Annotated in this window: 25 protein-coding genes and 1 pseudogene; 17 read left to right on the top strand and 9 right to left on the bottom strand. The window is 54.6% G+C overall.

Annotated elements, in window-relative coordinates:
* From TX82_RS13130 to TX82_RS13110, 5 genes are all read left to right on the top strand, one after another.
* Positions 1 to 654, top strand: a 654-nt coding sequence (locus tag TX82_RS13130) for a carbohydrate ABC transporter permease (RefSeq protein WP_052338278.1), incomplete at its 5' end; no start/stop codon positions are given.
* A gap of 2 nt (positions 655 to 656) precedes the next feature.
* Positions 657 to 1,676, top strand: coding sequence for an ABC transporter ATP-binding protein (locus tag TX82_RS13125; RefSeq protein ID WP_005011665.1), 1,020 nt, complete (start codon positions 657 to 659; stop codon positions 1,674 to 1,676).
* Between the two features lie 45 nt (positions 1,677 to 1,721).
* On the top strand, positions 1,722 to 2,639 hold the full coding sequence (locus TX82_RS13120) for a PfkB family carbohydrate kinase (RefSeq protein ID WP_005011664.1): 918 nt from the start codon (positions 1,722 to 1,724) through the stop codon (positions 2,637 to 2,639).
* Positions 2,639 to 4,801 carry an HAD-IIB family hydrolase gene (locus tag TX82_RS13115; RefSeq protein WP_005011662.1) on the top strand — a complete coding sequence of 721 codons (2,163 nt, stop codon included), beginning with the start codon at positions 2,639 to 2,641 and terminating at the stop codon, positions 4,799 to 4,801. Before TX82_RS13120 ends, TX82_RS13115 begins: the two co-directional genes overlap by 1 nt.
* Positions 4,767 to 7,202, top strand: coding sequence for a sucrose synthase (locus TX82_RS13110; RefSeq protein ID WP_005011661.1), 2,436 nt, complete (start codon positions 4,767 to 4,769; stop codon positions 7,200 to 7,202). Before TX82_RS13115 ends, TX82_RS13110 begins: the two co-directional genes overlap by 35 nt.
* Before the next feature lie 48 nt (positions 7,203 to 7,250).
* On the opposite strand, the gene TX82_RS13105 is transcribed toward TX82_RS13110, so the two are convergent.
* From TX82_RS13105 to TX82_RS13085, 5 genes are all read right to left on the bottom strand, one after another.
* Positions 7,251 to 7,718 (bottom strand): SH3 domain-containing protein, encoded by a 468-nt coding sequence (locus TX82_RS13105; RefSeq protein ID WP_005011658.1) that lies wholly within the window; start codon positions 7,716 to 7,718, stop codon positions 7,251 to 7,253.
* Positions 7,719 to 7,927: 209 nt separating this feature from the next.
* Entirely contained in the window at positions 7,928 to 8,674 is a 747-nt protein-coding gene (locus TX82_RS13100; RefSeq protein WP_005011655.1) for a J domain-containing protein, read from the bottom strand.
* A gap of 25 nt (positions 8,675 to 8,699) precedes the next feature.
* Positions 8,700 to 9,284: a DedA family protein gene (locus tag TX82_RS13095; protein WP_005011652.1), complete on the bottom strand. Its 585-nt coding sequence runs from the start codon at positions 9,282 to 9,284 to the stop codon at positions 8,700 to 8,702.
* Positions 9,284 to 9,562, bottom strand: a complete 279-nt coding sequence (locus tag TX82_RS13090) for a zinc-ribbon domain-containing protein (protein ID WP_005011650.1) — start codon at positions 9,560 to 9,562, stop codon at positions 9,284 to 9,286. Before TX82_RS13090 ends, TX82_RS13095 begins: the two co-directional genes overlap by 1 nt.
* 14 nt (positions 9,563 to 9,576) lie before the next feature.
* The gene (locus tag TX82_RS13085; protein WP_042251288.1) at positions 9,577 to 10,545 is read right to left on the bottom strand and encodes a DUF5685 family protein; all 969 of its coding nucleotides are present in this window, start codon (positions 10,543 to 10,545) and stop codon (positions 9,577 to 9,579) included.
* A 29-nt stretch (positions 10,546 to 10,574) separates the two neighbouring features.
* Here TX82_RS13085 and TX82_RS13080 point away from each other — a divergent pair, with 29 nt between their 5' ends.
* From TX82_RS13080 to TX82_RS13065, 4 genes are all read left to right on the top strand, one after another.
* The gene (locus TX82_RS13080) at positions 10,575 to 11,711 is read left to right on the top strand and encodes a glycosyltransferase (protein ID WP_005011646.1); all 1,137 of its coding nucleotides are present in this window, start codon (positions 10,575 to 10,577) and stop codon (positions 11,709 to 11,711) included.
* A 150-nt stretch (positions 11,712 to 11,861) separates the two neighbouring features.
* Positions 11,862 to 12,182 carry a TfoX/Sxy family protein gene (locus TX82_RS13075; protein ID WP_005011644.1) on the top strand — a complete coding sequence of 107 codons (321 nt, stop codon included), beginning with the start codon at positions 11,862 to 11,864 and terminating at the stop codon, positions 12,180 to 12,182.
* A gap of 30 nt (positions 12,183 to 12,212) precedes the next feature.
* Positions 12,213 to 12,794 carry a hypothetical protein gene (locus TX82_RS13070; protein ID WP_005011643.1) on the top strand — a complete coding sequence of 194 codons (582 nt, stop codon included), beginning with the start codon at positions 12,213 to 12,215 and terminating at the stop codon, positions 12,792 to 12,794.
* Between the two features lie 99 nt (positions 12,795 to 12,893).
* Positions 12,894 to 13,262: a hypothetical protein gene (locus tag TX82_RS13065; protein ID WP_005011641.1), complete on the top strand. Its 369-nt coding sequence runs from the start codon at positions 12,894 to 12,896 to the stop codon at positions 13,260 to 13,262.
* Positions 13,263 to 13,277: 15 nt separating this feature from the next.
* Here TX82_RS13065 and TX82_RS16555 read toward each other — a convergent pair whose 3' ends face one another.
* From TX82_RS16555 to hemW, 3 genes and pseudogenes are all read right to left on the bottom strand, one after another.
* Positions 13,278 to 13,562, bottom strand: a complete 285-nt coding sequence (locus TX82_RS16555) for a MazG nucleotide pyrophosphohydrolase domain-containing protein (RefSeq protein ID WP_052338277.1) — start codon at positions 13,560 to 13,562, stop codon at positions 13,278 to 13,280.
* A gap of 95 nt (positions 13,563 to 13,657) precedes the next feature.
* A pseudogene (locus tag TX82_RS16880) lies at positions 13,658 to 14,008 on the bottom strand (MazG nucleotide pyrophosphohydrolase domain-containing protein); the annotation flags it as partial.
* An 86-nt stretch (positions 14,009 to 14,094) separates the two neighbouring features.
* Complete coding sequence (gene hemW / locus TX82_RS13055) at positions 14,095 to 15,231, bottom strand: radical SAM family heme chaperone HemW (RefSeq protein ID WP_005011638.1); 1,137 nt, start codon at positions 15,229 to 15,231, stop codon at positions 14,095 to 14,097.
* Between the two features lie 69 nt (positions 15,232 to 15,300).
* Here hemW and era point away from each other — a divergent pair, with 69 nt between their 5' ends.
* From era to TX82_RS13020, 7 genes are all read left to right on the top strand, one after another.
* Positions 15,301 to 16,230 (top strand): GTPase Era, encoded by a 930-nt coding sequence (gene era, locus TX82_RS13050; protein ID WP_005011637.1) that lies wholly within the window; start codon positions 15,301 to 15,303, stop codon positions 16,228 to 16,230.
* The gene (gene map, locus TX82_RS13045; protein ID WP_005011634.1) at positions 16,217 to 16,978 is read left to right on the top strand and encodes a type I methionyl aminopeptidase; all 762 of its coding nucleotides are present in this window, start codon (positions 16,217 to 16,219) and stop codon (positions 16,976 to 16,978) included. The genes era and map overlap by 14 nt, the downstream gene beginning before the upstream one ends.
* 24 nt (positions 16,979 to 17,002) lie before the next feature.
* Positions 17,003 to 17,479 (top strand): bacterioferritin, encoded by a 477-nt coding sequence (bfr, locus tag TX82_RS13040; RefSeq protein ID WP_005011632.1) that lies wholly within the window; start codon positions 17,003 to 17,005, stop codon positions 17,477 to 17,479.
* Between the two features lie 710 nt (positions 17,480 to 18,189).
* The gene (locus TX82_RS13035) at positions 18,190 to 18,651 is read left to right on the top strand and encodes a hypothetical protein (RefSeq protein ID WP_005011627.1); all 462 of its coding nucleotides are present in this window, start codon (positions 18,190 to 18,192) and stop codon (positions 18,649 to 18,651) included.
* 146 nt (positions 18,652 to 18,797) lie between these two features.
* Positions 18,798 to 19,514 carry a hypothetical protein gene (locus TX82_RS13030; RefSeq protein WP_144079177.1) on the top strand — a complete coding sequence of 239 codons (717 nt, stop codon included), beginning with the start codon at positions 18,798 to 18,800 and terminating at the stop codon, positions 19,512 to 19,514.
* Positions 19,515 to 19,615: 101 nt separating this feature from the next.
* Entirely contained in the window at positions 19,616 to 20,188 is a 573-nt protein-coding gene (locus tag TX82_RS13025; protein WP_005011620.1) for an FMN-binding protein, read from the top strand.
* 367 nt (positions 20,189 to 20,555) lie between these two features.
* Entirely contained in the window at positions 20,556 to 20,792 is a 237-nt protein-coding gene (locus tag TX82_RS13020) for an FMN-binding protein (protein WP_005011615.1), read from the top strand.
* Positions 20,793 to 20,896: 104 nt separating this feature from the next.
* On the opposite strand, the gene TX82_RS13015 is transcribed toward TX82_RS13020, so the two are convergent.
* Positions 20,897 to 21,532 (bottom strand): L-2-amino-thiazoline-4-carboxylic acid hydrolase, encoded by a 636-nt coding sequence (locus TX82_RS13015; RefSeq protein WP_005011609.1) that lies wholly within the window; start codon positions 21,530 to 21,532, stop codon positions 20,897 to 20,899.
* Between the two features lie 218 nt (positions 21,533 to 21,750).
* On the opposite strand from TX82_RS13015, the gene thiO reads away from it, so the two are divergent.
* Entirely contained in the window at positions 21,751 to 22,899 is a 1,149-nt protein-coding gene (gene thiO / locus TX82_RS13010; protein ID WP_144079175.1) for a glycine oxidase ThiO, read from the top strand.
* Positions 22,900 to 22,902: the final 3 nt, after the last annotated feature.

Genomic DNA, 22,902 nt, shown 5'->3' with positions numbered 1-22,902 from the left:
GTTTTGCAGAACGACGCGTTCCTGAATGTTGTGGCGAACAGCCTTTATGTGTCGCTGGGTGCGACGGGGGTGTCGGTGGTGGTGGGAACGATGGGTGCGTTCGGATTGAGTGTGCTGATGACGCGGAACCGCGAGATGGCCCTTCTGGCTCTGCTGGTGGTGTTCATGCTGCCGCAGGTGGCGGTGGTGACGCCACTGTATGAAGTGTTGGGGGTTCTGGGGGGAATGGACACGGTATGGGGGCTCGTCCTCGTGTACAGCATGTTCACCGTGCCGCTCGTGGTGTGGGTGATGACACGGTTTTTCGAGGAAATTCCGCGCACGTTGTACCACGCGGCGCGGGTGGACGGATGCGGCGCTTGGACCGCGTTCCGGCGTGTGTACCTTCCCCTCGGCGTTCCGGGCATGGTGTGTGCGGGACTGCTCGGAATCATCTTCTGCTGGAACGAATTCCTGTTTGCCTTGACGTACACCACGTCCTACGCGTCGCGCACCATTCCTGTGGGGATCACCTTGTTCACGGGTCAATACGAATTTCCTTGGGGAGAAATTGCCGCCGCCAGTTCCCTGGTCACATTCCCCATTCTGCTGGCGGTGGTCGGGGCACAGAAATACCTGGTACGCGGACTGGTGGGAAGTGGAATAAAAGGTTAAATATGAGCACCATACGTCTCGAACACATCGCACACCGCTTCGGCAAACGACGGGTTCTGGATGACATCGACCTCGATATCGAGCAGAGCGAGTTCCTCATCGTTCTGGGTGCGAGCGGCTGTGGTAAAACCACCCTGCTCAACCTGATCGCGGGATTGCTGACACCGGAATCCGGCCGCATTCTGTTCTCAGGGCGCGACGTCACGGCGCAGGATGTGTCCCGGCGCAATGTCGCGTATGTGTTTCAGGATTATGCGCTTTACCCGCACATGACGGTTGAGGAGAACATCCGCTTCCCGCTGGAGAATATGAAATGGTCGAAAGCGAGTATGGAGGTCCAAGTGGAGGAAACGCTTGAGCGTCTCCATCTGGCAGACGTCCGTGGCCAGATTCCGGCCCAGTTGTCCGGCGGACAGAAACAGCGGGTGGCCATTGGTCGGGCGCTGGTTCGGGATCCTGCCGTGTTCCTGTTCGATGAACCGCTCAGTAATCTGGACCCGCAGCTTCGTGACCACCTGCAGGTCGAACTCAAACACCTCCACCGTCAATTGGGAAAAACATTCGTTTACGTGACGCACGACGCGCATTCGGCGATGGTTCTGGGCGATCGCGTGGCTTTCCTATCCGGGGGACGCATCAGGCAGGTGGCGTCGCCTGCGGCCCTGTACCGGGAACCGGCGGCCTTGGAAATTGCCCGGTTTTTTGGCTTTCCTCCGTTTAATGTCCTTGAACAACAAGGGTTGAACCAACTGTTTCAGGAACCGATTCCGAAAACCGCCGTGAAAGCCGGCATCCGCTCGGAACACGTACGGATTCTCCCTGATGAAACCGGGATCTGTCAGGTCCTGTGGGTGCAGTCGCTGGGAGACCGGACTTTCGCCACGGTGTCGTTGGGAGGTGTTTCTCTGTGTGGTGTGTGCGAATATTCCGACCTGCGGGAAGGAGAACGGGTGGCCGTGCACATCGATAAAAATAATATGATGTATTTTGACGAAGAGGATTTTAGAATAACGGATTGTTGACTGGTTTTAAAAATTTGTAGATTGTTTGGAGAGGAGGAATCTGGAATGCGGGTGCACCGACCTTACGGACCGGTTCTTGTAATGGGCGAGGTCCTGTTTGACAAGTTTGAGAGTGGAAAGCGGCTGGGAGGAGCGCCGTTCAATTATGCCTTTCATCTTCACAAGATGGGCATTCCCGTGCATTTTATCAGCCGGGTCGGAGACGATGCCGAGGGCCGTGAGATTCTCGAATTTGCCAGAAACCACGGATTCCCCACCGAGGGCATCCAGATCGATCCTCATCATCCGACGGGAGAGGTGACGGTCAATTCCGATTCCAGCAACGGGCATCGATTCGAAATTTTGCCGGACCGTGCTTACGATTTCATTGAGGTCGATGTGTATCTCCAAAAACGTTTTCGTGATGACATACCGTTCACATACTTCGGCACCCTCATCCAGCGAAACGGCAAATCCCGGGAAACGTTGCATGAGATTCAGAAAAAACTGGGATGGAAGTCCACCTTCCTACTGGATATCAACCTGCGTGCTCCGTTTTACGACCGGGATGTGATCGAAAATTCGCTCAAAAATTGCGACATCCTGAAGGCCAACCGGCACGAGCTTCAGGAAATCAAAAGGCTTCTTGACATAGATAAAACGGTTGCGGAGCTCCCACGCTTCCTGGCGGAACGTTTCAAGCTGGGGTTGGTCTGCGTGACCAATGGAAGTAAGGCCAGCGTCATTTATGAAACGGGAAACCGGGAACCTTTCTACTGCACTCCCGATGACAGCATGGAATTCGTGGATTCCGTCGGTGCGGGAGACGGGTTCAGTTCCATGCTGTCGCTGGGCTACATGGCAAGCTGGCCGTTGCAAACGGTCCTCGAGCGCTCCTGCGTGTTTGCCACCGGCTTGTGCGGGTTGGAGGGCGCGTTACCCGGCGACGACAAACTTTACCAACCTTATCGACTGGTCAGGTAATGGGTCAGAACAGCCAGGGCCTGTACATCATGATGTTCAGCATTCACGGTTTGGTCCGCTCCCGGAACATTGAAATGGGCCGGGACGCGGATACCGGCGGACAGGTGAAGTACGTCATCGAACTGGCTGAAGAACTGGGCAAGCGTCCGGAAGTTCGGCGGGTGGACCTGTTCACGCGTCTCATACGCGACCGCCGTGTGTCGGAAGATTATTCTGTTCCGGTGGAAAATCTCACCGACAAGGTCCGTATCGTTCGCATTCCCTGCGGCGGCGGCAAATACATCCGCAAAGAATTGCTGTGGAACCACCTCGACGAATTCATCGACAAGACGGTTAAGTACATCAAGCGCGAGGACAACATCCCTTATCTCGTTCACGGGCATTATGCCGACGGAGGTTACGTGGCGAGACACCTCGCGTCCTTGTTCGGTGTGCCGTTCGTGTTCACCGGGCACTCACTGGGCAAAGCCAAAAAATCCAAGCTGTGCGACGAGGGCCTGTCCGACGAGGACATGAACCGGAAGTATCACATTGATTACCGGATCCGGGTGGAAGAGAAAATTGTCGGTTGCGCCGACCTGGTGGTCACCAGCACCCACCAGGAGGTGGAACAGCAATATGGGATGTACGAGCACAACACCGTTCCTGAATACCTGGTCAATCCCCCGGGGCTTGATCTGGAACGGTTCTTTCCTTATTACGCGGAGGATCAGGAAAACGAACACAGCCGCCAGGCGCGGGTGGCCATCAACAACGAGTTGAACCGGTTTTTCCTGAACACGGACAAGCCGCTCATTCTTGCTTTGTGCCGTCCGGACAAACGAAAAAACATCGGCGCACTCATTCAGGCTTACGGCGAGAGCAAGGAGCTGCAGGCCATTGCCAACCTGGCCGTTTTTCTGGGCATTCGCAAAAACATTATGGACATGGGCGACAATGAAAAATCCGTGCTCATTGAAACTCTTTTGCTCATGGACAAATACGATTTGTACGGAAAGCTGGCCATCCCAAAGAAACACGATTTCACGTATGAAGTGCCGGAGCTATACCGCATGGTGGCTTTGCGTCAGGGTGTGTTCGTGAACCCCGCACTCACGGAGCCGTTCGGCCTGACCCTGCTGGAATCCGCCGCCTGCGGTGTTCCCATTGTCGCCACCAATGACGGTGGTCCGGTGGACATTGTCAAGAACTGCCAGAACGGTCTTCTGATCGATGTCTCGGATCCGAACACCATCAGCCGGGCTATCAAGGAAATTTTAATCGATCCGGAAGAATGGAAGAGGTATTCCAGCAACGGTATCAATAACGTGCGCAAGCATTACACCTGGGATGCGCATATCGATCGTTACCTGGAAACGATCCAGGGGTTGAGGGGAGGGTCTCATAAGGATTTGTATGCCATAGACGGCGATCCCATTGCCGTAAAGATGCTGAGTCGGAACAAGATGATTGTTTGTGACATCGACAACACCCTGACCGGGGACACGGAATCCCTGGAAAAACTGCTTGCTTTGATTGACCCTTATAAAAAATCCATTGCATTCGGTGTGGCGACGGGTCGAACCATCGACTCCGCCCTGGAGTTTCTCAAGGAAAATAATGTTCCCGTTCCGGAAATACTGATCACTTCCGTCGGTGCTGAAATTTATTATGGGGGTTCCGGCAATCCTGATCAGGGCTGGGCCATGCACCTGCGCCAGAAATGGGACAAGGAAAAAATCAAGAGGTTGCTTGGTACGCTTCCGTTTTTGGAACCACAGGAGCCTGAAACCGAACGCGAATTCAAGGTCAGTTACTATATGGAACCCAAGGAGGAATATCTAAAGCAGGCCCACGATCTGTTGACCCGTAACGGATGCCGTTACCAGTTGATTTATTCGCATCAGCAATTTCTCGATATCCTGCCGCAGCGCGCCTCCAAGGGGAAAGCCATCCGCTACCTCAGCTATAAATGGGAAATCCCTCTGGATAATTTTCTGGTCGCCGGAGATTCTGGGAACGACGAAGAAATGATGCGCGGCGACCCCAAGGGCGTGGTGGTTGGAAATTACAGTGAGGAAATGGAAATGCTTAGGGGCAAGCGGGGTGTATATTTTTCCAAATTAAACTACGCGGCGGGAGTGATCGATGGCATTCACCGCTACCGATTCCTGGAGTCTTGAAGTGAACGATTCGTATTCCATCGCAACGCTTTTGAAGGAAGCAGAGGTCCGGTGCTTCCGAGAGTTCATATATGAACTGGATCGGGAACCGCAGAGGCATTTTCTGCGCAATGACATTGTGCTCAAATCCGAAGCGTACCTCAGGCAGAAAAACAAGGCCCACCCGGAATTGGGCGGATTCGACGGCCTGGAACATTTTCTATCACGGACGCAGGAAATGCTGTTGCTGGACCAGTACGCAGTGCTTCTCTATCGGGCGAAAGTCGGTCAGTATCAATTTTACCGGTTTCATAAAAATGAAGAAACGGTCGATGAATTGAGTCCGGAGGAATTTCTGGATTACCGCGAAGTGGTGGCGGGCTACCCGTACGAACCCGCCGAAAAGAAACTGGAAATCAACTTCGGCCCGTTTTACAGCCTGGGACCGGTAATTCGGGATCACCGTAAAATCGGTTCGGGTCAACGGTTTCTTAACAGTTTCATGGCGGGAAAACTGCAGGGGGAATGGAGCAAATGGCAGACCCACCTTTGCGACTTCCTAAAAATCCACAGTATCAACGGCGAACAAATTCTCGTGGATGGGCAAATCGTGCAGGACCCGCACCAGTTATTCGAGGCCCTGCAGAAAGCCATCAGCTACCTGGAACGTCAACCGGAGAACGGACCGATCCAGAAGGAGAAAAGTCATTTGCGGGGCCTGGGGTTTTGTGACGGGTTCGGCGATACGGTGGGCAGGGTGCTCAAGAACCTCCAGTTGCTGGCCAACCTGCTGGAGGAACCGCGGGCGGAAAACCTGGAGGAATTCATCAACGTCATTCCCATGGTGAGCCGGGTGGCCATCATTTCCCCCCATGGCTGGTTCGGGCAGGAGAATGTGCTGGGCCGTCCGGACACGGGAGGGCAGGTCGTTTATATCCTCGACCAGGTGAAGGCCCTGGAAAAATACCTGAAAACCTCGCTCAAAAACGCAGGCCTCAAGGCCCAACCGAAGATCATCATCGTCACTCGCCTGATTCCGGAAAGCGAAGGAACCACCTGCGACCATCGTTTGGAAAAAGTACATGGAACGCAAAACTGCTGGATATTGCGTGTGCCGTTCAAGGACGACCAACAGGGCATCGTTCCGCACTGGATGTCCCGATTCCGCGTGTGGCCCTATCTGGAACAGTTCGCTCTTGATGCCAAGAATGAACTTTTGACGGAATTCGGCGGAAAGCCCGACCTCATCGTCGGCAACTATTCCGACGGGAACCTGGTTGCATCGCTTCTTGCATCGTGGTTGCAGGTCATCCAGTGCAATATCGCGCACGCGCTGGAAAAACCAAAATACCTGTTCTCCGCACTGTACTGGAAAGATCTTGAGCCCGACTATAATTTTTCCTTGCAGTTCACGGCCGACCTCATTGCCATGAACAAGGCGGATATCATCATCTCCAGCACGTCTCAGGAGATCGCGGGCACCGACACGAGCATGGGCCAATACGAATCGTATCGACTGTTTTCCATGCCAGGTCTTTACAAGGTGGCTAATGGCGTCCACTTGCATCACCCAAAATTCAATGTGGTGTCGCCGGGAGTGGATGATTCGTTGTACTTTCCGTTCACGCAGAAGAACAAGCGCATGGAAAATCAGACGAGTGAGTTGACGGAGCGCTTGTTTCAGCACGCTGGTCCGGAGGCTTACGGCGAGTTGAGCGACCCGGACAAGCCGCCTATTTTCACCATGGCACGCCTCGACAAAATCAAAAACCTGACAGGGTTGGTTGAAGCATATGGCCAGAGTCCGCAGTTGCAGGAAATGGCGAACCTCATTGTGGTGACGCGGTCAATTCGTGAAGAAGGCGTGGAAGACGATGAGGAGCGCCATCAATTGAAACGCATGTATGAATTGATTGCTCAATATGATCTGTATTCTAAAATACGCTGGGTGGAAAACTCGTCACGGCAGAACGGAGCCGAGATGTACCGCATCATGGGGGACCGCCAGGGGGTATTTGTGCAACCAGCCCTGTTCGAAGCCTTTGGCCTGACGGTACTGGAGGGCATGGCCAGCGGACTTCCTGTATTTGCCACGCAATTCGGCGGACCGCAGGAGATCATCCAGGACGGCAGGAACGGCTTCCTCATCAACCCCACCCAACCGTTGCTCATCAGCGAACCGCTGGTGAAGTTCCTGGCGCGCGCCGGCTCCGACTCAACCTACTGGAAAACAATTTCGGGCCAGGCCATTTCACGCGTAAAAGAGGCATACACGTGGAAGCTGTACTCGGAAAAACTGCTCAAATTCGCGAAGTTGTATGGGTTCTGGAATTATTCGGAATTATCCGAGGAAAAAAAGAACTGGATCAATACTGCAATCTACTATTTCACCTGTTTTTCAAGAAACGCGCTGACATGTTGATGCCGAAATAAACCGGTCTTTTGGAAACGTGGAATGTGGATGGCCAGGTCAGCGGATCCACACCAAAGGCTGGTACACCCATGCCTTATCGCCCATCGCATCGACGATTTGCACCCAGTTGTTCTCTACCTTGAGGACTTTAACCGAAAAGTATTTGTCTACCGGGCTCCACGGAACGCGGGAATGATTGGTTCCGGGCCCTGTTCGCATATTTGTTTTGTTCTGTTTGACCACCGCGCATTTGAAGTTGTTGGTGATCAGTCTCTCGTGCAGCCAGTAGATGTCGCCGTCAACGTCCTGAACCCTGAGCCATTCACCTTTCTTTGCCAACTGCTGGAAGGGCATGTACTTGAACACCTCCCACAGTTTCTCGAAATTCAGGCCGGGACCTTTTCGTAAATTGGCTTTTTTGACGTTCACACATAGAGCCTGCGCCTCGATGGCGGTGAAGGGAAGGGAAAGGATGGCTACAGCGAGAATCAACAGGGACGTAAGAGACAGTTTAAAACGACGCATGGTTGTTTCCGGATTTGATGGTGATTTCTGGATTGAAGTTCGACAACCTTGAAACATGCTGCAACAGCGGTGCGCAAAGGATCTTGGGCGGCAAGCCGATTTTGCCAAGCTGTGATAGCGGGTTAGGTGCCATCCGCAAGTAAGTCGACAATCAGCTTACCACCATCCAATGTCAGATTCAATTCGCCCTCAAGCGGGATGCTTTTCGCTCAACGCCGGCCGCGTTCCAGCCACCAAAGGCCGCCGGAAAGCACCAGATGAATCATTCCGACCTGCAACAGAAACCGTGGCAATTCCCAGTAAGAAATTTCGCGATCGTTCAATCGATAAGTGAACGAGAAAAAGTCTTTTTCAATGCGGTCGCCTACCTGGACTTCCTTGAACAGATCTCGTTTCACGCGTTTTTTCTTTTCGGTGCCTTCATCGGTATTCACCGATAAGTAATAGGACTGTGTTTGAAACAGTTTCTCCTCAATGTTTTTGTCCGTGATCTCCCCAGCCATTGACGTGAAGAATTTGAAAAAATAAAGCGCTCCGAACATCGCGACCATTAACACTCTGGGATTTAATAACAGCCGTTGCATCCGGTCCTTCTCTGTGGGACGCGCCCGCAGGTCGCCCACGAAAAAGGAATGGATGAACGGTGTGATGAAATCGTACTGAAAATACGGATAGCCGGAATAATGCGGCCGGTAAAATCGATGCGGTCCCTTCGGCCCAGAATGTGGGGGCGGAGCCCCAAACAATAGAGCGTCGTAGTCCCGGCGCCGGTTCAGGTTGGACAACACGCGGTAAGCTTCCGCAATTTCTGCAAACCGGTCGTGATGTCCATCGCGGCTTTCCGGGTTTTTGTCCGGGTGATGCTGTTTCGCCAACTCGCGGTACGCCTTTTTGATTTCTGCATACGTCGCTTCGGGGGCCACGCCCAGGATTTCGTAATGATTTTTAGTTGTCATAAGGGCTGCCGATTGATTAGGCCAGTCAGGAACGGCGGGGTGCGCGTAGAGTGCGGCGCGCGATGAAGTACAACGCCAGCACCGAACATATTGTAATTGCCACGTTTCCCCACTCCAGTTCCTTGAGGGCGTCCATAACAAGCGGACCGGAATAATAGCTGGCGGCGGTGTAGACAATGGAAAACAGGACGTTGCCCAGAAACGAAAAGGCCACGTAACGGCGCGCGTCGTAGTGAATCATCCCCGCGAACGGGGGAATGATTTTGGACACCGCGAACAGGAAGCGGCCGAGGATCACCACCACCGCCGGGCGCGTCTGGAACATGCGGTGCGTTGTGGCGATAGCGCCTTCCATGCGGCTCACCCAGGAAAAGCGCATCCAGTACGCCAGCCCCGTTTTGTAACCGAGAAAATATAGGAACAGGTCGGCGATCCATCCCCCTGCGAACCCGCACAAGAGAACGCCGTACACATTCAACAGGTCTTTGGATGCGGCGATGCCGCCGAACACCAGAAACAGGGGGATGCCATAATGATCGAAATAAGTGCCGACGAGAACGATGCCGTAACCGTAATCCGCGACCAGACCTTCAATGGTCTCGGGAGACATTATTCACAGGCGTCGCAAAGCAGGTTGGACAGGGCGTTCATACAGCAACACCCGGCATAGGCGCCCGCCCCTGAGGTGGCGCTGTGGACGAAGGTTTCCTTCAAATCCGGACGCTCGTAATACCCCGGAGGCATCTGCCGGTTCCCCTGCTGGGGCGGGCCCGGTTGCTGGTATTGCTGGGGAGTGCGCATTTCGGGATTGTCCACGATCTGCGTGCCGCACCGCGTGCAGAAGTTGGCCTGATCCGAGTTCTCCGCTCCACAGTTGGGGCAAAACATATTCTCTCCTGTCGTTAAAAATCCTTGCAGTTGAAAAACATCTTTTCGGAAACGGGTTTTCGAAGCACCAAAGCGTCGTGCGCCTTTTGTGCTTCCCGGTCCAGGCTGTAGGTGACGATGTTGTTCACGATCGTCCAGGCGTCGCGCAGGTCCAGGTCCGGAAGGAGGTTCAGCATCCGGTCGCGGCCCGCGTGGACCGTTTCGAGGTATTTATTATAGGTATCCCGCAGGCAATTTTCATCGGTTAAATTCAACCCCGGCTCGGCGCGCAGGAGGGGGTTGAATCGGCACGCCGAATGGTCCGCGTGCAGGTCCGCCAGGGCGTCGAGTAAATTGATCAACCGTCCCAGCTCAAGGAAAAAAGCGTAAAGCGCCTCGAAGCGGTCCTTGCCGATCTTGTCCTGGAACGCCTGCGTCATGATGTGCGCGAACACCTTGCCCCACTGATCGAGAAAGCGGTCAATGGCCGTCACCGATAGGTCCCGCTCCATGCGGTGCAGGGCGGCGACCTCTCTTTCGACATATTCGAGGTCGATGTTGAAACGCTCGTACAACTTTTTGCTTTTGCGGAATGTGCGATTGAGACGGCGCTGAACCCAGCCGTTGTACCGTCTCAACCAGAAACCGGTTTCGTCTTCCAGGTTGTCCTGGAACTTGATGACAAACGCCAGCAAAGAAACGGCCGCTCCCAGTTGCACCGCCTCATGCTCCGGTGGAAGGGCGGCGACTTTGGCGATAGGCACGCCCGAACAGCGGTCCTTGACCGCCCCAATGTCTTGCACTACCATTTCGTTGTAAAGCATTGCCAGCAATGTGCCTTCGTAACTGTTGATGAAGGCGTACGGCCGCGAGTGGTTGCGTACCAGGTGCCGGCACACACTGCAATAGTACAGCTTGTAGTACGTGCAGTCCTTGACCAGCAATTCCATTTTGTAGGGTTTGACCAGTCCCAGCATGGGGTTGCCCGTGTTGAGTGTTTCCAATGTTTCAATTTTTCCCGGTATTGTAGCAGATGGCATGGCTCACGGTTTTGCAATTTATAGTGGTTGTGACCGTTGTGGTGTATTTCGGGTCCAACCTGCTGTCGCTGGTGCGGGTGCGCCCGGCGGCACCGCCTCTGCCGCGCATGCCATTTGTCTCCATATGCGTGCCCGCCCGCAACGAGGAACGCGATATCGAAGCTTGCCTGACGTCGCTCCTCACGCAGGATTACCCGGAGTTCGAAGTCATCGTCGTTGATGACCACTCCACCGACCGCACGTCCGAAATCATCCATGCGTTGCAGGAAAAGCATCCCCGCCTGAAAAGCATCCAGAGCGCGCCCCTGCCGGAAGGCTGGTACGGCAAACCGTTCGCACTTCACCAGGCCAGCCAGGTGGCAAATGGAAAGCTGTTGCTGTTTACCGACGCCGACCCTGTTTTCGAGCCCCACGCGCTGGCATCGGCGGTGCATTTCATGCAATTGCGAAGGCTGGATCTATTGACCCTCATGCCGCGTGCGCTCTTCGGTTCGTTTTGGGAGCGGGCTGTGCAGCCGGTGGTCTTCGGTCTGATCGCGGGATTGAGCCGATTTCGGAAGATTGCCGATCCCAACGACCCTCACGCAATGGGTTTTGGCGCGTTCATCCTGATCACCCGCGACCTGTACCGCAAGATGGGTGGGCACGAAGCCGTGCGCGCGCGCATTCTGGAGGATATCAGTCTCGCCCGCGTGGCTAAGCAGAACGGCGGGCGTGTGCTGGCCGCCGACGGCAAACGGCTGTTCTCCATCCGCATGTACCATTCGCTGAAGGAAATCTGGGAAGGCTGGAGGAAGAACGTGTTCCTCGCATTCAAGCAGTCGATCCCGAAGACGGTTTATTACGCCGCGATGATCCTCGGTTTCACCGTGACGCCGTGGCTGGTGGTGGTTGCCAACGCGGCAGTCGATGCCCCGGCGTGGGTGCAGGCGGTGTCCACCGTTGCTCTCCTCATAGTGTTGTTCACCGAAGTCAGCCTGTGCGAGGAGCTGGAGCTTTCCGGCTGGTGCATCTGGATTTTTCCGCTTGGCGGCCTCGTGGTGTGCGGCATCCTGTTCAACTCCATGATCCACGTACTGTTCAAGAAACAATCCATGTGGCGGGGGCGGCGCTACGCTTCGCCTACCTGAATGGCCCTGTTCGCCAAACCCTTTGAGTTCCCAAATTCCGGGTTGGGCTGAAAATTAAACAGACAATTTTATTTGGCGTTATGATGGAAGGAGTCCGCTCGTTGCGATTTTCGCATGCGAGGGGTTCTTGCCAATTGTCCGAGTCAGCACATGACAGATTCTTCCTACACCGACTTTATTCTGGAACAGCTTGAAGGGCTGGGACCGGTGCGTTGCCGCGCCATGTTTGGCGGTCACGGACTTTATGCCGATGACGTTTTTTTCGGCATTATTTACAACAACGTGCTGTATTTAAAAACGGATGGGAAAACCGTGTCCCAATACGTGGGGCAGGGAATGCGGCCGTTCCAGCCGCGACCAGGCCAGACCCTCAAAAACTATTACGAAGTTCCTACAGAGGTACTGGAAAACGCCGACAGGCTGATTGAGTGGGCGAGGAAAGCCGTGGCGGTGGACGATTCCAAAAAATGATGGGTTGTGGATCAAAGTGGAGACTTTTTTATGAATTCAGCATCTAAGTATATGAAAGCCGGGCTCATCCTGCTTCTTTGGATCGGTGTGGTGTTCCCCGGCTCTTACGATGAAGCGGAATCAGCGGACAGCCCGCCTGAGTTTTATATTTCCAAAAACATCTGTCCGTTTGAGTGCTGCAGCTATGGCCGCTGGCGTGCGGTGGGACCCGTGGATCTGAAAGATTCGCCCAACGGAAAACTGGTTGGAAGTGTGAAGAAGGGAGAACGCGTCGACGCCATCACTGGAGAGGTCCACGCGAAACCGGGCATTCTGAAAGTGGTGGTTCCTTTCAAGCAGTTCAAAAAAGGCGATACCATTTTCATCCTTCATTATATTGGCGAAGGTTTTTTCAAATATTGGCATCAGGGGAAAGTCGGTGAAGAAGAATTTATTTTCCTTCTGAACCTGGCGGAGGACGACCCCCTGTGTAAAATCCCGCGCGAGGACTGCTGGGGACAGCTGCAGAAGGCGGAAGAAAGTGTGTGGTGGGTGCAAATGAAAAACGCCAACGGAACCGTCGGCTGGACGGATCATCCGGAGCTTTTTGGCGACAAGGACAGTTGTGGTTGACACAGGGACAGTGGCGCCGTTGCGGTTTCACCTGGGAGAATCGATGGGTAACGATCGTGGCTGGCGAAGTTCCTGTGAACGTTTACTAGAGAGGTGGTTATGAAACTCACTCCCGGTAATTGCTGGGCTTATGTGCTGTTGCTGATCGTCACCGCGGGGTACAACGTGATGGTGATCTCCGGGCTCGCTTTGCTAAACCAGCACCTTGAGGCCATCGCACCTGTTCATTACTGGCCGCGCATCACGGTGGTGTTCGCCAACGAAGCGACGGTGATGCTGTGGCCGATTCTGGGCATCGTGTCGCTCATCGGCAACGTCGCATGGGGTGTGCACCGCGCCGGCGACACCGCCAACCGCGCGCCGCACGCGCTTCCCATGTTCTGCCACCTGGCGTGGATCGTCGCCTGCTCGCTGTGGCACATCGCCGGAGCCATGGCGCCGTTCATCCTGATGGGCGAACATCTTTAAGAAGTGGGGGATGGGCTACGACTTATTTTTCGATTCCTGCCAGTAGCGTTCCATTTCTTCGAGCGGCGTGTCCTTGAGTTCCTTGCCCTGTTTCGCCACCTGCTCTTCAATATAATGAAAGCGCTTTACGAACTTGTTATTGGTCTGGCGCAGGGCTTCTTCGGCATCGAGTTTCTTGAAGCGGGCGACGTTGGCCAGCACGAATAAAATGTCGCCCAGTTCGCTTTCCACATGCTCCTCGTCGCCGTCCCGTACCGCTTCCTTGAACTCGGCGATCTCCTCGTCCAACTTGGCGAACACCTCGTCGATCTTGTCCCAGTCGAAGCCCTGCTTCGCCGCTTTTTTTGTAACTTCTGCGCGCGTTTGAGTCCGGGCAGATGCAGGGGCACGCCGTCCAGAGCCGACGAGCGGCCTTGATTGGCCTTCTCGGATTTCTTGATCTGTTCCCACTGATCCACCACCTGGTCCGGCGTTTGCAGTTCGCCTTCCTTAAAGACGTGCGGGTGACGGCGCACCATCTTGTCGGCGATGGTGTTGACCACGTCCCGAATGTCGAATTCCTTCTGCAGTTCGGAAATCTTGGCGTGGAACAGGATCTGGTAGAGCAGGTCGCCCAGCTCGTCCTTGATTTTTTCCGGATCGTTGTGGTCGAGCGCCTCCAGCGCCTCGTAGGTTTCCTCCACCAGATAGGGTTTCAGTGACTCGCGCGTCTGCACCCGGTCCCACGGACAGCCGTTTTCCCCCATCAACCGGTCCACGATGGCGACCAGCTCTCCGAACGCTTTGGCGGCGTTTTCGTTCATGTTGCCTTCCTTGTTTATTTTGGTATGGTTCATTCGATAAATTCGAGGATGACCGAGTCGGCCAGATACAGCCCGCGCGTGGACAGAGCGAGATGGTCGCCGTGCACCGACACCAGTTCCTGTTCGCGCAGACGTTCGACGACGGAGCCGAACACCTTGTCGAACGGCACCTGGAAACGCTGTTCGAATTTCGGGATGCTGACGCCGCGTTTCAGGCGCAGGCCCAGCATCAACGTTTCGCCCATGGCGCGGCGGGCGTCAAGCGCTTCCTCGGTCTGCACCGCGTGACCGTCGGATTTAACGCGGTCGATGTAATGCGCGGGTGTGTTGAAATTTTTGAAGCGCACCCCGTCAAGGTATGACGACGCTCCGGCGCCGAGCCCCAGGTAATCGCCGTTTTCCCAGTACAGGATGTTGTGGCGGCTCTCGTAACCGGGTTTGGAGAAGTTGGAAATCTCGTAATGCTCGTAGCCCGCCTCCGCCAGCCGCTTGATGCTGTACTGGTACAACTCCAGTTGAAAATCTTCCGAAGGCAGGGTGAGTGCCCCCGCTTCATGCAGTTTGTGAAAAGCGGTGCCCGGCTCGATGGTCAGGTTGTAAGCGGAGAGGTGTTCCGGGTTCTTGGCGATGGCTTGTTCCAGGTTGTCCTGCCAGCGTACTTTCGACTGACCGGGCAGGGCGAACATGAGGTCGAGCGACAGGTTGTCGAACCCCGCGCGGCGGGCGCGCTCGACGGTTTGATGAATCTCCTTGACGCTGTGCACGCGATCGAGGGTTTTCAGTTCGTCCGAGTCGAACGACTGCACGCCGACGCTCAGTCGGTTGATCTCAGCGGCACGCAGGCATTTCAGGTTTTCCGTCTCGACAGTGGACGGGTTGGCCTCGGTGGTGATCTCCGCGTCGTCGGCCACGTCGAAATACCGTCTGCAGGCTTTGAGGATGCGGATCTGGTCGCCTGCCGGAAGCGTGGTGGGGGTTCCGCCGCCGAAAAAGATGGTCTCCACCCGTCGGTCTTTCAGCCGGGGCGCGTAGTGGCGGATTTCTTCGATCAGGGCCGGGACGTACCGCTCCCGTTCGGAGGCGTTCTCCGGATGCGAATTGAAATCGCAGTAGCCGCATTTGTGCAGGCAATAGGGAATGTGGATATAAAGGCCGACAGAGTCCATTGCGTTAACCACTTGGTTTCTGGTTTCACCTATAATACAATTTAACATTTTCGGCGTATAGCCCACATTTTGAGGAGTGCCCACAATATCACCACCAACGACACAGGATTCAAATCCGGCTACGCCAGTTTGATCGGCAAGCCCAACGTTGGCAAATCGACGTTACTCAACCGGCTGGTCCGCGAAAAGCTGGCGGCCATGTCGCGCCGTCCCCAGACCACACGCAACCGGATCACCGGCGTCTGCCACCTTAAAGGAGGGCAGATCATCCTCATGGACACGCCGGGCATCCACCAGGGCGCGCGTAAGCTGAACGAGGAGATGGTGAAGACCTCGCTCAGCACCTACGGGGATGTGGACCTGATCCTGTTCATGATCGACGCCCGGCAGGGATGCGGGGAAGACGATGCGTTTGTGCTGGAATCCCTGAAGCAGTCGCGCACGCCGAAAATACTGGTGATCAACAAAATCGATCTGATCCCCAAAGCGCGTATTCTGGAATTGACCAGCGAGATCAACGCGCGTGAGACGTTTGTCGAAACCGTGCCCATTTCGGCATTGAAGGAAGACGGGCTGGATCTTCTGGAGCAGGTGATCCTCAAACACCTTCCTGAAGGGCCGCGCTATTTTCCCGAGGACATGATCACCGACGCGCCCGAAGAATTTCTTATAATGGAAATCATTCGCGAAAAAATTTTCAAACTGACTGCAATGGAAATACCTTATTCCGTTGCGGTGGTAGTGGATGGTTTGCGTGAGGGGAAACGTGGTATGTTGGTGATCGATGCAACCATTTTCGTGGAAAAAGCATCTCAAAAGAAAATAGTCATCGGTGGCGGTGGAAAATTGTTGAAGAAGATCGGCACCTGGTCACGCGAAGAGATCGAGCGGCGTTTCGGAAACAAGGTATTCCTCAACCTGTATGTTAAAGTGAAAGAGCGATGGCGCGACAACGTTCGTGACCTTAAGGAGTTTGGGTACAAGCATGGTTTCCATTAAAACCGATGAAGAAATCGAAAAGATGAGGGTGACCGGCCGGCTGGCGGCGGAGGTCCTGGTGATGATCGAGTCGTACATCAAACCGGGCGTGACGACCAATGAGCTCAATGACATCTGTCACGACTACATCATCAAGAAAGGGGCTATTCCCGCTCCTTTGAATTACCGGGGGTTTCCCAAAAGCATCTGCACTTCGGTGAATGACGAGGTGTGTCACGGTATTCCCTCTGACCGCAAGCTGCGAAACGGAGACATTGTCAATCTGGATGTCACCACCATTGTGGACGGGTACCACGGAGACACCAACAAGACTTTTTTCGTGGGGTCACCGCGCAAGAACGCGCAGAAGCTCACCGAAGCCACCAAAATCGCCCTGCACAAGGCCATCGACGTGGTGCGGCCGGGGGCCCATCTGGGCGACATCGGCGCCACCATCCAGCAATTCGTCGAAAGGAAAGGATATTCCGTGGTGCGGGAGTTCTGCGGGCACGGCATTGGAGCCAAATTCCACGATGAACCCCAGGTGCTTCACTTCGGCCAGTTCGGACAGGGTATGGAGTTGAGGCAGGGCATGACATTCACCATCGAGCCCATGGTCAACATGGGTGGGCGCGAGCTGCGGATTCTTGATGACAACTGGACCGCCGTCACACTGGACGGTTCATTGTCCGCTCAGTTCGAACACACCATCCTTGTTACGGCCGATGGAGCGGAAGTGTTGACTCGAACAGAAGGAACCTCATTTTAAACGTTCTACTTGGAGGAGCGATTCATGAAAGGTGATAAAAAAATCATCGACGCGCTCAATGATATTTTGACCGGGGAATTGACCGCCATCAATATTTACTATCTGCATTACAAGATGCAGGAAAACTGGGGGTATGAAAAACTGGCCGAGCACAGCCGGGCCGAATCGATGCACGAGATGAAACACGCCAACCAGCTCATCGAACGCATTCTGTTTCTGGAAGGCGCTCCCAACATGGCCCGATACGAGGAGATCCCCGTCGGCAAGAATTGCCAGGAGCAGTTGAAAAGCGAATACGCCTACGAAAAGAAACACGTTGAAAAACTTAAAAAGCACATTCGGCTGTGCCTTGACAAAAACGACTTTGTCACCAAGGAACTTCTCGATGGGATCCTGAAGGATTCAGAGGAAAGCTGTGATTGGCTGGAAACCCAGTTCTCGCGTATTCAGGACATTGGGATTCAGAACTATCTGACAGAGCATATGAAGACGGAAGAATAACCTTTCCCCCACGGATACTCACTCTAATTTCAGGCCGCCCGGTTTTAACCGGGCGGCTTTTTTTGTCCCACCTCAAACCATTTGATTCCGGATTTCATTTTCAATTGGGAAGCCATGAGAATACTGAAAGCAGGCAATTCTTCGAACCACAGGATATCCATAAGTTATTGTAAATAAAGTATTTTTGATTTGTTTGCAAAAATTTCGCGAATCCCCATTGACAATGATTCTCAATTTCGGTATCTATGGTTTTATATGAATGATAATGAATCTCAGAATCTTTGATTTTTGGAGGCATCCTTATTCATGAATGGTCACGACACATCCATCACGGTTTGCCAGGGGCCAGGCTGCAAAGCTTGGGGATCGAAAAGTGTGTTGCGAACACTGCGGTGTCATTATCGTGAACATCCCGAAGCCATGGGATCTGTTCGAAGTTCACGGTGCATGGGCCGATGCGGTGGAGGAGCCGCGGTTCAGATCGATTCGCAGGATCGTGTGATTAAGGTACGCAAGGCAAAGGATGCCATCCGCAAGCTTTTGAGATTGCCTTAATTGGAATTCAGTTACGGTCTGAGTCAAAGGTAAGTTGCCAAGGTAGGTGTCGGCTTCCCGTCAGGGATCGGGTGCCGACATTTTTTTGCAGTCCATTCGCCCTGAAAATTTGGTTTTCCCGTACGGGCGCGACAAAAAAAAATCTGGAGGAGGTAATGAAAAAAACACTTGCAACGTTAGTGTGTCTGGGCATGTTCCTGGGCGGGACCACCGCCTGGGCTCAGCCTGGTGGTTTGATCATTGAGGAGGAAGAAATCGGTAAGGGAGGCGAACTCATCATTATTGAGGAAGAGGGCGCCAGCCTGGAAGCTCTGGAAAAGCAGGTTGAATTGATGGCGGAGGAAATCGACGGCCTGCGCGATGACGTCAGCACCTTCCGCCGCAACGTCAACGTAACCGGTTACGGTGAAACCCACCTGCGGTTTCCTTCGGATGAACGCCGCAACAATTTCGATGCGCACCGCTTTGTCATCGGCATCAACGCCAAGTTCAACGACTGGATTTTCCTGAACGCGGAAATCGATTACGAGCACGCAGCTCAGCAGTTGGAGTTCGAGATGGGGTATCTTGACTTCCTGCTGGATCCGAAGTTCAACGTCCGGGCGGTACGGTCCTGATCCCTGTCGGCTTCCTGAACGAATTCCACGAACCGGTTTTCTTCTGGACTGTGGAGCGTCCGCTTCTCCAAAACCGGGCGATCCCGACCTCTTGGAACGGCACCGGTGGTGGTGTGTTCGGTACCTTCGGAAATGTCCTGGGCGGTATGAACTACCGCGTTTACGTGGTCAATTCCCTGCAATCTCTCCGCATCAATGCCAGTGACAATGGGTCTGGCGTGGGTGCTGGCGGGGCATCGGGCCAATTCACTTCCAGCGGCATCCGGGGTGGTCGTTTGCAGCCCAACAACATGATCGCTTCTGACCTCGCAGTGACGGGGCGCGTGGAATTGCCCAATCTGTTCCCCGGTTTCCAGTTGGGTGCGTCTTTTTACACCGGCGACACTTCGCATAACTTCATCGATGCCGGTGCTCGCACGACTTTGGTCGAGGGTGATATTAAGTTCCGCAAACGCTGGTTTGAGATGAACGCCACCGTGGTTCATACCCACATTAACAATGCGGCGGAAATCAACAAGGCCAACGCCATCGCACCTGTGGCGGCCAACGCCACAAGTACAACCGTTCCTACCGGCAGTTTCGCCTGGAATGTGCAGGTGGGTGTCCATCTTCTTCAGTTGATGAAGGTGGCTACTTCGCATGATATTGTTTTGCACGGCATGTACGAACGCATCGACTCCCAGAACGAGATTCCCGCTGGCTTTCCAAGGGATGTCAGTCAGGAAGTCGATGTATTCACCGGCGGCGTGGCTTGGTTTCCAACGCCGAACGTGGCGATCAAGCTGGACTACACCAATCAGGACCGGGGTAACAACACCAGCAGCCAGGAGTTCAACCTGGGCATGGCGTACATGTTCTTCTAATCGAACTTTACCGGTCGGCCTGGGAGGAGGAAACCGGCTGTTCAGCCGACCGGATACAGTCTAAATTTGTTAATATAGCTGTTAAAAAAAGAGGATCGCAAATGAATAAATTGAACGCGAAGAAACCCAACCCGCTTTATGGGGGCCTGGCGTTGATCATGCTGGCTGTATGGATCGGGATGACTGCATTACCGGCCCATGCTTTAAATGTCAGCAACAAGGAGGATGCGCTTCAGCACCTGTTCCCCGGCGTCAGCAAAGTCATCAAGAAAAAAATCTGGCTCAGCACAGCCCAGCGGAAGGCAATTTCGAAACTGGCCCAGCAAAACGTTTCCGAGGAACGCATCAACGTGTACGTGGGCATGCAGGGCAGCACCCCTGTTGGCTACGCCATATTCGATTCGGTAAAAAACCGATCCTGGCCGCTCAGCTTCGTGACGGTTTTGAATCAGGATGGTACGGTAAAGGACGTGGAGGTCCTGCAGTATGAGGGGGCTCGCGTCTGGAACATCCAGTACGACTCCTGGTTGAAGCAGTTTTTCGGGAAAAAGATCGGAGCCGATTACATCCCAAACGCTGTCACCGGCGCGACGGTGTCCGTCCGTGTTGTTACGGCCGGGGTCAAAAAGGCTTCCGCCATCTACCAGATCCTGTTTCTGGACAAGGTAAAATGAGTTTGGACAAAATCAGGTTGTTGTTTATATAATAGCCACCTATGCAATCTGAACCGGGTTTCAAACCCGTCCATCCGGGCCGCAGGTCCGGGTTGGGCGGGTTTGTATTTTTACTTTTGATCGCTTCCTTTATCCTTCTACCCACCCTCCTGGTATTCGGTGAAGAAGAATACGTGGAGACCGTCTACCTGACCAAGATGGAAGCGCTGAAACTCGCGTTCCCCAACACCCGCCTCGTCAAAAAGAAAAAAGTCTGGTTGAGCGAAGCCCAGCGCGAAGCCATCTCCAGCATCCTCGAAGAAGATTACGATGAACGCCGCCTCACCTGGTATATCGGGCTGGACGAAAAAAAGAGCCCCTGGGCTACATGGTGGTGGGAAACGAGATCGGCCGCTCCTATCCCATCACGTTCATGGTGGTCATCAATCCGGATGGAACGGTGCGGGATGTCGAAATCATGGTCTATCGCGAGCCGCACGGGTGGGAGGTGCGATTTGAGCCCTTCATGAGCCAGTTCTTCGGCAGGAATGCGAAGAACCCATTCAACGATATCAATAACATTACCGGCGCCACGTTGTCTGTACGGTCCATGACGCGGGGGTGAAAAAGGCCGTTGCCGCCTATAAAGTGATCTTCATCGACAAGGTGGAAGGCATCCTGGGCTGAGGCGATCGGGGTCTCTCCTACTCAACCGGATTGGGGGGGCGCTCACTCTCCCTCAGAGGGGGTGTAGCGGAACTGGCAGAAGGTGCCCAGTTTGGCGAAGGTGTTGTTGAGTTTCAGGTTCACGTAATCGGTGCGGGCCTCGGCCGGAATGCGGTCGAAGTTGCAGGCGGTCTCGATGTAGTCCGCCCGCCCCAGCCGGATGAACAAACTGTGGAACCAGCAGGATTTCATTTTGAACTGGAACTCCTTGTCGCTCGCCTTTTTGACTTCCAACAGAAAGTGCCGCCAACTGAAATAATCCTCCGCCCGCGGCTGTTCCTTTTCCACGAAGGTCTTGAAGGGGTTGTCCGAGGCCTTCTCCTCCGCCACCTGTTTGTCCGTTTCCGGAGCCAGCCACGCCGTCAGCGCATCGGTGATGTACTGCCGTGCCCGCATGACGTTGATGCTGTAATCGTCCAGCGCGTTGTGGCAGGTGTAAATGAACAGCCCGATGGTGGTCAGGTACTGCTCTTCTTCCGATAGATTGTCGCCGTTTTCGAATTCCCACATCTGGTTGAAATGGGCGCGGATGCGGTCGAGGTCGATATTCTGTCCACCCACCTTCAGGTGCGCCAGCATCGGTTCAATGCGTTCAGAAGCGTTGGTCTGCGTTTCGGTCTGCTCGGGATTCTCGGACATGGTCCATCCTTCAGGTTGCGTTGCATGAATTCGGTTCAGGCACTCCCAAGGTTCTGAAGTTCGGAAATCGCCTGAATTTGAGTCTCGGACAGGTAAAAAAGTACCACATACCATGCTCGCAATTCAAGGAAACTCGGGGTGGCGGCCCGGCCCGGTCAACGGCCGGAGGCTTGTAAAATCCGGGCTTTGTGTGGTCTGGTGCGGCAAAGTCGTATACAATGAAGCTTTCAACCACCTGCAATGGAGCGAGGATTCACGCAGTGCCGCAGTACGATGTGGTGATCGTCGGGGCCGGGGTCATCGGCCACAGCATCGCCTTCAAAACCAAGCAGGCCCGTCCGGACTGGAATATCGTGGTGCTGGGCGATCCCATGCACTCTCTTGCGGCTTCCCGCGCCGCTGCGGGCATGCTGGCCCCATTCTGCGAATGCCGGGAGGCCAACCGCTTCTTCCGCTTCTGCCGCGAATCGCTCGACAAATATCCGCGTTTCATCGAAGAGGTTTCCTCGGTGAGCGGGAAAGACGTATTTCTGTCCGACGCAGGATCGATCATGCCGGAGAAATCCATCGGCGACCAGTGGGACGAGCGTCTCCAGTTCTTTAAATCGGAAAACGTGCCGCACGCCGTGTGGTCTCCTGCCGAGGTGCGGGAAAAACTGCCGCACCTTTCGCCGGACGTCGGCGCCTGCATCTGGGTCGGCGAGGCGCAGATCAACAACCGCCAACTGCACGACGCACTGGTGGCGGCCTCGGCGAAACTGGGAGTCAGGGTGGAGAACGCCGGTGTTACCGGATTCCGCCAGGACGGTTCATCGCTGTTTGCGGCGGTGACGGACACGGGGGAGGTGGAAGGAAAACGGTTCGTGCTGGCGGCGGGAAGCTGGTCGCAACAGCTGGGCAGGGTGCTCGGCGTCTCCATGCCGGTGCGTCCCATCAAAGGCCAGATGTGCCGCGTCGATGTGGACGACATGACCCTTGCCTACACCATTCACGGCATGTGTACCTACATCGCGCCGTGGCGGCAGGGCAATGGATTTGTGCTGGGCTCGACGATGGAGGACAAGGGATTCGACAGCCTGATTCAGGACGACGTCATTCAGGCCATCATCGACCGCGCCGCCGCCATCCTGCCCGCCATCCAGGATGCACCGCTCGTCGAAACGTGGGCGGGGCTGCGTCCCGCTGCGGAAGACCGCATGCCGGTCATGGGAGCGAGCAGCAAGTTTCACAACCTGTATTATTCAACGGGACATTTCCGTAACGGTATTTTGCAGACCCCAAATCAGGCCGACTACATGGCCGGGATTGTCACCGGCGACGCGCCGGAGTTGGTCGCCGAGTTCGACCCGGCGCGCTACGACATGTGAACG

The organism is Nitrospina gracilis 3/211, from assembly GCF_000341545.2.
Lineage (GTDB): Bacteria > Nitrospinota > Nitrospinia > Nitrospinales > Nitrospinaceae > Nitrospina > Nitrospina gracilis.
This window is presented reverse-complemented; position numbering and strand designations above follow the sequence as displayed.

Coding starts and splice junctions, on each gene's coding strand:
- TX82_RS13125 (WP_005011665.1), top strand. CDS start 657: ATGAGCACCATACGTCTCGAACACATCGCACACCGCTTCGGCAAACGA.
- TX82_RS13120 (WP_005011664.1), top strand. CDS start 1,722: ATGCGGGTGCACCGACCTTACGGACCGGTTCTTGTAATGGGCGAGGTC.
- TX82_RS13115 (WP_005011662.1), top strand. CDS start 2,639: ATGGGTCAGAACAGCCAGGGCCTGTACATCATGATGTTCAGCATTCAC.
- TX82_RS13110 (WP_005011661.1), top strand. CDS start 4,767: ATGGCATTCACCGCTACCGATTCCTGGAGTCTTGAAGTGAACGATTCG.
- TX82_RS13105 (WP_005011658.1), bottom strand. CDS start 7,718: ATGCGTCGTTTTAAACTGTCTCTTACGTCCCTGTTGATTCTCGCTGTA.
- TX82_RS13100 (WP_005011655.1), bottom strand. CDS start 8,674: ATGACAACTAAAAATCATTACGAAATCCTGGGCGTGGCCCCCGAAGCG.
- TX82_RS13095 (WP_005011652.1), bottom strand. CDS start 9,284: ATGTCTCCCGAGACCATTGAAGGTCTGGTCGCGGATTACGGTTACGGC.
- TX82_RS13090 (WP_005011650.1), bottom strand. CDS start 9,562: ATGTTTTGCCCCAACTGTGGAGCGGAGAACTCGGATCAGGCCAACTTC.
- TX82_RS13080 (WP_005011646.1), top strand. CDS start 10,575: ATGGCATGGCTCACGGTTTTGCAATTTATAGTGGTTGTGACCGTTGTG.
- TX82_RS13075 (WP_005011644.1), top strand. CDS start 11,862: ATGACAGATTCTTCCTACACCGACTTTATTCTGGAACAGCTTGAAGGG.
- TX82_RS13070 (WP_005011643.1), top strand. CDS start 12,213: ATGAATTCAGCATCTAAGTATATGAAAGCCGGGCTCATCCTGCTTCTT.
- TX82_RS13065 (WP_005011641.1), top strand. CDS start 12,894: ATGAAACTCACTCCCGGTAATTGCTGGGCTTATGTGCTGTTGCTGATC.
- hemW (WP_005011638.1), bottom strand. CDS start 15,231: ATGGACTCTGTCGGCCTTTATATCCACATTCCCTATTGCCTGCACAAA.
- map (WP_005011634.1), top strand. CDS start 16,217: ATGGTTTCCATTAAAACCGATGAAGAAATCGAAAAGATGAGGGTGACC.
- bfr (WP_005011632.1), top strand. CDS start 17,003: ATGAAAGGTGATAAAAAAATCATCGACGCGCTCAATGATATTTTGACC.
- TX82_RS13035 (WP_005011627.1), top strand. CDS start 18,190: ATGAAAAAAACACTTGCAACGTTAGTGTGTCTGGGCATGTTCCTGGGC.
- TX82_RS13030 (WP_144079177.1), top strand. CDS start 18,798: ATGAACTACCGCGTTTACGTGGTCAATTCCCTGCAATCTCTCCGCATC.
- TX82_RS13025 (WP_005011620.1), top strand. CDS start 19,616: ATGAATAAATTGAACGCGAAGAAACCCAACCCGCTTTATGGGGGCCTG.
- TX82_RS13020 (WP_005011615.1), top strand. CDS start 20,556: ATGGTGGTGGGAAACGAGATCGGCCGCTCCTATCCCATCACGTTCATG.
- TX82_RS13015 (WP_005011609.1), bottom strand. CDS start 21,532: ATGTCCGAGAATCCCGAGCAGACCGAAACGCAGACCAACGCTTCTGAA.
- thiO (WP_144079175.1), top strand. CDS start 21,751: ATGAAGCTTTCAACCACCTGCAATGGAGCGAGGATTCACGCAGTGCCG.